The sequence below is a fragment of the Wolbachia endosymbiont of Drosophila baimaii genome, assembly GCF_028982185.1.
Classification (GTDB): Bacteria; Pseudomonadota; Alphaproteobacteria; order Rickettsiales; family Anaplasmataceae; genus Wolbachia; species Wolbachia pipientis.
In genome coordinates this window covers 1-7,641 of sequence record NZ_JAPQLE010000094.1, presented here as the reverse complement: position 1 = coordinate 7,641, position 7,641 = coordinate 1, and the positions used below count along the sequence as shown (strand labels likewise).

Annotated in this window: 8 protein-coding genes and 1 pseudogene; 7 read left to right on the top strand and 2 right to left on the bottom strand. The window is 32.0% G+C overall.

Annotated elements, in window-relative coordinates; all coding sequences use genetic code 11:
• Nucleotides 1–125 precede the first annotated feature (125 nt).
• Nucleotides 126–1,319, bottom strand: a complete 1,194-nt coding sequence (locus OZD66_RS03150; protein WP_182367606.1) for a bifunctional 2-C-methyl-D-erythritol 4-phosphate cytidylyltransferase/2-C-methyl-D-erythritol 2,4-cyclodiphosphate synthase — start codon at nt 1,317–1,319, stop codon at nt 126–128.
• Between the two features lie 263 nt (nt 1,320–1,582).
• On the opposite strand from OZD66_RS03150, the gene OZD66_RS03145 reads away from it, so the two are divergent.
• The 7 genes from OZD66_RS03145 to OZD66_RS03115 all read left to right on the top strand — a co-directional run bounded on the left by OZD66_RS03145 (nt 1,583) and on the right by OZD66_RS03115 (nt 7,197).
• Nucleotides 1,583–2,647: an AI-2E family transporter gene (locus tag OZD66_RS03145; protein ID WP_182367604.1), complete on the top strand. Its 1,065-nt coding sequence runs from the start codon at nt 1,583–1,585 to the stop codon at nt 2,645–2,647.
• 129 nt (nt 2,648–2,776) lie between these two features.
• Nucleotides 2,777–3,412: a DnaA ATPase domain-containing protein gene (locus OZD66_RS03140; protein ID WP_006280257.1), complete on the top strand. Its 636-nt coding sequence runs from the start codon at nt 2,777–2,779 to the stop codon at nt 3,410–3,412.
• Between the two features lie 205 nt (nt 3,413–3,617).
• Nucleotides 3,618–3,788, top strand: coding sequence for a hypothetical protein (locus tag OZD66_RS03135; protein WP_007549057.1), 171 nt, complete (start codon nt 3,618–3,620; stop codon nt 3,786–3,788).
• On the top strand, nt 3,778–4,764 hold the full coding sequence (locus OZD66_RS03130; RefSeq protein WP_182367599.1) for a tyrosine recombinase: 987 nt from the start codon (nt 3,778–3,780) through the stop codon (nt 4,762–4,764). Before OZD66_RS03135 ends, OZD66_RS03130 begins: the two co-directional genes overlap by 11 nt.
• Before the next feature lie 55 nt (nt 4,765–4,819).
• A complete protein-coding gene (locus OZD66_RS03125; protein ID WP_010963063.1) occupies nt 4,820–5,545 on the top strand; it encodes a lysophospholipid acyltransferase family protein in 726 nt (241 codons plus the stop codon).
• Nucleotides 5,546–5,596: 51 nt separating this feature from the next.
• Nucleotides 5,597–5,866 carry a 30S ribosomal protein S20 gene (gene rpsT / locus OZD66_RS03120; protein WP_012673338.1) on the top strand — a complete coding sequence of 90 codons (270 nt, stop codon included), beginning with the start codon at nt 5,597–5,599 and terminating at the stop codon, nt 5,864–5,866.
• 80 nt (nt 5,867–5,946) lie between these two features.
• A complete protein-coding gene (locus OZD66_RS03115) occupies nt 5,947–7,197 on the top strand; it encodes a citrate synthase (RefSeq protein WP_182367597.1) in 1,251 nt (416 codons plus the stop codon).
• A 189-nt stretch (nt 7,198–7,386) separates the two neighbouring features.
• Here OZD66_RS03115 and OZD66_RS03110 read toward each other — a convergent pair.
• A pseudogene (locus tag OZD66_RS03110) lies at nt 7,387–7,641 on the bottom strand (IS4-like element ISWosp8 family transposase); the annotation flags it as partial.

Below are 7,641 nucleotides of genomic sequence, written 5' to 3'. Positions count from 1 at the left end.
ATTAAACATGGGACGCCAGATACGTGAGTTTTTTTGTCATTTAATCTGTACAGAGAAGATAAATAAATAGCTTCAGTTTCATGATAAGGGGGCTGGCGAAGAATGTCAAGTAAGTTTTTTCGTTTCTATTTCCAATAAAAGTTTGTATGCAATAACACAGAAGCATGCACTGCTATTCCTTCATTTCTTCCAATATAACCTAATTTCTCTGCAGTGGTTGCTTTGATATTTACAAATTCATCATCAATTTCTAATGCTTTTGATATGAATTTCTTCATTTCTACTTTGTAAGGCGATATTTTAGGCTCTTCACAAACTATAGTAATATCTAAATTAGACACGCTGTACCCTTTTTCTTTTGCTTTTTTAGCAGCAAAGTCAAGAAAGTGAGATGAATTGCAATCTTTCCATTCAGAGGAACTAGGAGGAAAGTGCTCTCCTATGTCGCCACATCCCAGTGCTCCGAGTATTGCATCAACGATTGCATGTATTGCAACATCACCATCAGAGTGCGCTTCTATTGCCATGTTGTGTTCAATTTTCACACCGCAAATTTTTATAAAGCTTTCAGCACCATTTTGAACTTTAATGAACTTATGTATATCATAACCGGCTCCGACACGAAATTTTGGCTCTTCAAAAAGAAGCTTTGCCATATTGATATCCTCTTTTGTGGTTAACTTAAAATTGCTTTTCTCACCTTTAATAATCGCAACATGTTTTTTGTGCTCTACCATTAGTGATGAATCGTCAGTAAATTCTTTGACTGATTGATGACATGATAATAATTCTTTGAAATTAAAAATTTGAGGGGTTTGTATGGCTCTGAGCTTTCCTCTTGAAATCGTAGATTCGATAAAACTATTACTCACCAATGACATAGTGTCTTCAACTTCTATTGCTGGAACTACTCCTGTATATTGATCATTAATCATAGATTCAACCAAGTGATCTATCAGAACATCTGACACAAAAGGCCTACAAGCATCGTGTATAACTACAAAATCTGGGTTAATTTTTTGTAAGCTTTCAAGCCCTAGTTTAACTGAACTTTGCCTGTTTTCTCCTCCGTATACAGGGCTTAGTAATTTAGTGTCTGTAATTAGTGATATAGCTTTCTCATAGAAACTTTCATGGTCTCTATTAATTGCTATTCTTATGTAATCTATATATTGGTTAGCCAGAAATCTTTTAATTGTATGAAATAAAACAGATTTACCTGCCAGTTTTATATATTGCTTAGGAATCGTAGAATTGCATCTACTGCCTACTCCCGCTGCAACTATTAATGCTGCTATTTTGTATTTCTTAGCGCACATATTTCTTTTTGTAGAAGCTTTCCTCTCTATCCAAGATTCTTTCCGAAAAATAAAATTTCTGACATCATATAAAAGTTACTTCCCCTATTAACTAGCATAATTATAATAGCAAAAGAGATATTTAGAGAGCTCAAAATCTATCTTTGCCTGCGGATTAAACAACTAAATTTTAGTAAAAAACGATAGTATTACAAATCGTAAAATACTTTCAACATAGGAAAAATAAATTGCATATTTTTCAGTAAATTAGCTACGCTAAACACATGCAAAAACGTCATATAACTATTTGTTTCATACTGCTTTTTATAATAGGGATGTTATTCCTGATGCGTACTATGATTTTTCCATGTTTAATATCTATTATTATTGCATATTTGTTTAATCCGCTAGTAATTAAGTTTGAAAAGTATAGAATACCACGTTCATGTTCTGTAATTTTTATAATACTTGTTTTATTAATAGCTTTTATACTAGTCATAACATTTGTTTTACCTATTATATATGTTCAAATTACTTCAATATTAAATTTCTTAGTGAGTAAAGTGCCTTCATTAGAGCTTAAAGTAATCCCCTCTGTATTAGAATTTCTTAATATAAAAATCGAGGATAGCTTATTTGATCACTTATCTAAAAATCTAGCAGAAAATTACAGCAACTATGTATCTTATTTCATGAATGCTCTTGATATTGCTAGTAACTTTGTAATCCAAGTGTTAAGTTCAAGCTTTAACACGGTATCATTAATGGTGATTACTCCTGTAGTGTTTTTCTATATATTACGTGATTGGCCTTTAATTATAGAAAAAGCTAGTAAATTAATCCCTATTCCTTACAGAGGAAAAATTGCAGATTATTTTTCCAAAGTGGATTTCATTATATCTAATTATCTAAAGGGGCAGGTAAATGTATGTATTGTCATGATGGTCTTTTACTCTGTGAGCCTGAGCATAATCGGATTGGAACACTCTATTGTTATTGGAATTTTATCAGGAATGTTAACGTTCATACCTTACGTAGGGCCATTATTATATACCATTATTGGGTTTTTGAGCGCTATCACTCAATTTAGTGGATGGTTTGAAAGTGCTGCTGTTTTGCTATTATTTGGTGTTGGGCAATTAATAGATTCAAACATATTAGTTCCTTTATTAATAGGAAAAAAAGTTCATATACATCCAACTGTAATTATTCTGGGAATTACTATATGCGCTTCATATTTTGGATTTATAGGTATATTACTTTTTATTCCAATAATAGCAATGTTCAATGTATCAGTAGAATATGCAATCAATAAATATTTTAAAAGTGAGCTTTATAAAAACGGCTAACAGACCTTTTGCATAATCAATTTATGGTAAGAGGAGAAATGAGCCCAGAATACCTGACACATTTGAGGAGCGTAAGTAAATTTCTGCGCAAAAATTACTACCAGAAAGAGGTTACGTAAGAGGTTCAACGTGCAATTAAATTTATTTAACAACAATCAAGCTGATTATAGCCGGCAAAATTACATCATCTTAGATGAAAATAAGCACGTATATAATTCGGTAGTTAATGATTTATCTTGGAAATGTCTGATTCTTTTTGGACCTAAAAGCTCCGGTAAAACTCATCTTGCTCATATTTGGCAATCAATAAACGATGCAATCTTTATCAATGTGAATAACTTCGTAAGCGAGATTAGGTATAGCGATGCTTTTATTTTAGAAGACGTACAAAACATTAAAGATGAAGCAATGTTATTACATTGTTACAATTACATGAAAGAAAACGACAAGAGGCTGCTAATCACTTCTTCAATTTCACCAAAAAAGCTTAACTTCAAACTAAGAGATTTAAGTTCTCGAATATTATCAACTATCAGCGTAAAAATTTTGCCTGCAAGCGAGGAATTATTAAGAATTATGCTAATAAAACGATTTTCAGATAAACAGTTAAAAATTGATTTAAAAGTGATTAATTATATTTTAGCAAGAATAGAACGTTCTTTCTATAGCATTGATAAAATTATAGAGAAGATAGATAATGAATCTATAGGGTCGAATGTGACCGTTCCTTTTATTAGCACTTTATTAAAAAAAGATGCCATTTGACTTCTTCTTTTGTAAAGGTGTATATTAAAAATTTATTAACACCCATAACACTAACGTAATTGAAATCTCTATCTGTCCATGTTAGAATTATAATCAATGTTATGTTATAATAAGTATAGATAGATACAGCTAAGAAGTATTCTATATTTATAGTAGAGCTCACTTTATAAGGTGTTTTTTATAGATTTAACGTTATAATTTAACTATGATAAGAGTAAGATTAAATTTAAGAAAAAGGTTAAAGCAAAAGTTTGTGATGTTCACTCTATTGATAAATGCTTTATTTGTCTCATATTTTCTCATAAGAAACACAGGGAACACTTCTAATCAAATTATAGCCAAAGAAATAAATATAGGAACTGATAATGAAAAATAAACAGTCGCAAAATAAAAAAGAAAATCTTTACATAACATATTACATAGATGCTTTAGCTTCAGAGAGGTCCGCTGCACAAAATACTCTGGAAAGTTATCGTTCGGATTTACACCAGTTTGAAGAATTTTTATTGGAAAGCGGCACTACCTTGGTTGGTGTAAACAAAACCAATATTAAAGATTATGTGAAATCTTTATGTACACAAAAAAAATATAAAAGTAGCTCTATATCAAGAAAAATATCCGCTATGAAAAATTTTTACAAGTGTCTATTTAATGACGGAATAATAGATTTTAATCCAGCGCCGGCTAATGATGCTGAATTAAAGAATCCAAAAGTTTCTCGTCCTTTGCCTAAGTATTTAAGTGTCGAAGAAATATTTTTGCTAATGGACGCAGTGAGAAAATCAGCAAGCGAATCAAATAAAGAGATAAGCAGTAAAAGGCTATGTGCGATTTTAGATATCCTTTACTCTTCTGGAATGCGTGTTTCTGAACTAATTAGTATGAAATTATGTGAAGTGTCACATTTAATAAACAGTAATAACAAAGAATGCTATATAATAATAAAAGGAAAAAGTGGTAGAGAGAGGCAAATTCTTTTTAATGAACAAGCATTGCAGAGCCTTAGAAATTATTTATCAGTTCGTGACAATCTGATCCCTAACGAAAAGGAATCCGATTGGCTATTCCCAGGTGATAAACCTAATAAACCAATTACAAGGCAGAGGGTCGGTCAATTAATGAAGGAGTTAGCAAGAAAATGCAATATTGATGAAAATAAAATCTCTCCACACGTGATTAGGCATTCTTTTGCTACCCATCTACTAAATAGCGGAGCAAATATTGTGTTGATACAGAAAGTTCTTGGCCATACTAACCTTTCTACAACACAAATATATACTCATATTGCTAACGAAAAGTTAAAGGACAAATTAGCTGATTCGCATCCTATTACTCAGATGATCAATAATTAAATTTATTGTTTTTAATTTGTAATAAAGTTAAATTTAAATAAATTTATGTGAGTTTGTGATTTCAAGTTTATTGTTTAATTTCTTTCTTATATTATGGGAGGTATTCTATACTTTCATTACTCTCCCTGTAATTTTCTTTTCTGAGTGTGTAATAACCATTTTCCTCGTCTGTTCGGTGAGAGTTGTATTATTCATGCTGCGTTTATTATGTGGCATTAAATATGAAGTGAGGGGAATGGAAAACATCCCTAAGCAACCTTTTATCATTGCATCTAAACACCAATCTCCATTTGAAACATTTATTTTTATACTACTATTTAGAAAAGCGGTTTTTATTTTAAAACGTGAATTGAAATGGATTCCATTCATTGGTTTGCATCTTATAGCGCTGAAAATGATTTTTATTAACCGTTCAGATGGTATCAGTTCTATACGCCATATAATCAAACTAGCAAAAATGCGTATAAAAGAAAATAGAAGCATAATAATATTTCCTGAAGGTACAAGAACAACTATAAACCAAAATATAAAATATCAACCAGGTATTGCTGCTTTATATAGCGTATTATCTGTTCCTGTGTTACCGGTTGCTTTAAACACTGGTTTGTTTTGGCCAAAAAGCATACTTTCTCTGAGAAAGAATCCCGGAAAGGCAGTAATAGAAATATTGCCCCCAATATATCCTGGGTTAAACAAAAATGAATTCTTGCAAAGTTTAGAAAAAATTATTGAAGAGAGAAGCAGTAGATTAACCATAGGAAAAACTGATATTGCAAATTAACAAAAAAACTTTATAATTAAAAAAAAAGTACAGTATTTTAGGTATTAATATATGGCAAATCATAAGAGTGCTAAAAAAATGATAAAGGTAATAGCAAAGCGCACTTTAATAAATAAGATGCGGAAAAGTAAAACTCGCACCTCTATTAGAAAATTGGTTGATATAATCAAGTCTGGCGACAAAGAAAATGTTGTTCTGGCATTTCGGAATGCTGAATCTAATTTACACAAGTGTGTGAATAAAGGTGTTATTCATAGGAATACTGCTGCGCGTAAAATAAGTCGCTTAAATGCAAAAGTAAAAGCATTGATGACCGCTTAATACGGTTAAAGTAAAGTTAACTGTATTAATATATACTCTTCAGTTTGTATATTCTGTATAAAATTTAAGTAGCTTAAGTGATGGATAAAAAAGTGCTATTAGAACTAAGTAATGGATTAAAAATCGAGCTACCTGTATTAAGTGGAACAATAGGTCCTGACGTGTTAAATATCAAGGATTTATATAAGACGACAGGATTATTCACTTATGATCCGGGGTTTGTTTCTACAGCTTCATGCTCTTCCACAATTACATTCATTGATGGAGATGAAGGAGTTCTTAAATATAGGGGACATGATATAGCTGATTTGGCAGAGAATAATAGTTTTACTGCTGTGATTTATTTATTGCTCTATGGTGAATTACCCAGTTCAGAGCAACACAAAAAATTTCTTCTCAAAATACAAAAATTATCCAAAGTATCAGAGCAAGTTACAAATGTAATCAAAGCATTTCCAAAGACTGCTCACCCTATGTCGATTTTAATTGCATGTTTTGCAAGTTTGTCAGCATCTTACCATGAAAAGCATGGCAACAATGTCAATGGTGAAGACCTAGATTTTGGAATTTCTGCAATAGCGCAAGTTTCCACAATTATTGCAATGATTTATAGGCATATCAACAATCAGGAATTCATAAATGCCAACAATGAATTAAGTTACAGTGAAAATTTCTTAAAGATGATATTTGGCGATGCTGTTGATAATGATAAAAGCGCCCTTTTTGCAAAAGCTCTGGATAAAATATTTACTCTCCATGCTGATCATGAACAGAATGCTTCTACGGCGGCTGTCAGATTGGTGGGATCGGCTGGTTCTAATCTGTTTGCAAGCCTCTCTGCAGGAGTTGCTACACTTTGGGGACCAGCACATGGTGGAGCTAATGAGGCAGTTATAAATATGCTAAAAGAGATAGAGCAAAGTGGAGATATAGATAAATTCATCGAAAAAGCTAAAGATGATAAAGATCCATTTAAATTGATGGGATTTGGACATCGTGTTTATAAAAATTATGATCCACGCGCGCGTATATTGAAAGGCGCTTGCCATGAGGTTCTAAGTAAACTAGAACAAAATAATGAACTGCTTAAAATTGCAAAAAAACTTGAAGAAATAGCTTTAAAGGATGAATATTTTATTGTGCGTAAGTTATATCCAAATGTTGATTTTTACTCAGGTATAATAATGAATGCTATCGATATTCCCTCAAATATGTTCACGCCTATTTTTGCACTTGCAAGAACCACTGGTTGGGTTACTCAGTGGTATGAAATGATAAATGATAAAGAAACTAAGATCTGTAGACCAAGGCAACTCTATTTTGGTAAATAAATTTATTTTCACTTCATTAGACTTCTTGCATAACCCAAACTAAGTAGAAAAAAGGTGTCATCCGAGTAGCTGACACTGGTTCCTTTACGACGGAAGTGTCCAGAGGTGTCATTCCAGTCTGGAATCCAAAAAAAAGGATGGTGTCATTCCGTATCCGTTCAGCCAATGGCGTCAACTTAAGAACTTTCATTAGCAAACTCTCCTAAAGACATGATGGCGTTTAGGCTTATCTACTTTATTGCGGCTGTCCCGGTCGGATTTTAACTTTAGCGCCTATACTTAAAAAGGGCTTGAAAGTTTTTTGGTGCAATAAGTACCTGATAGAGTTTCTGTCTCATTACACTAAATAAAACCGAAAAATTTAAACGATACTCAGTAATTTGATCTGGGTTCCAAGGCCCTTGTGCATCACACATATGAAGCGATAATATATTGCACATGACC

What these genes read in the sequence shown, in the direction of transcription:
- OZD66_RS03115 (WP_182367597.1), top strand. Translation starts at nt 5,947, where the DNA reads ATGGATAAAAAAGTGCTATTAGAACTAAGTAATGGATTAAAAATCGAG.
- OZD66_RS03135 (WP_007549057.1), top strand. Translation starts at nt 3,618, where the DNA reads ATGATAAGAGTAAGATTAAATTTAAGAAAAAGGTTAAAGCAAAAGTTT.
- rpsT (WP_012673338.1), top strand. Translation starts at nt 5,597, where the DNA reads ATGGCAAATCATAAGAGTGCTAAAAAAATGATAAAGGTAATAGCAAAG.
- OZD66_RS03145 (WP_182367604.1), top strand. Translation starts at nt 1,583, where the DNA reads ATGCAAAAACGTCATATAACTATTTGTTTCATACTGCTTTTTATAATA.
- OZD66_RS03130 (WP_182367599.1), top strand. Translation starts at nt 3,778, where the DNA reads ATGAAAAATAAACAGTCGCAAAATAAAAAAGAAAATCTTTACATAACA.
- OZD66_RS03150 (WP_182367606.1), bottom strand. Translation starts at nt 1,319, where the DNA reads ATGTGCGCTAAGAAATACAAAATAGCAGCATTAATAGTTGCAGCGGGA.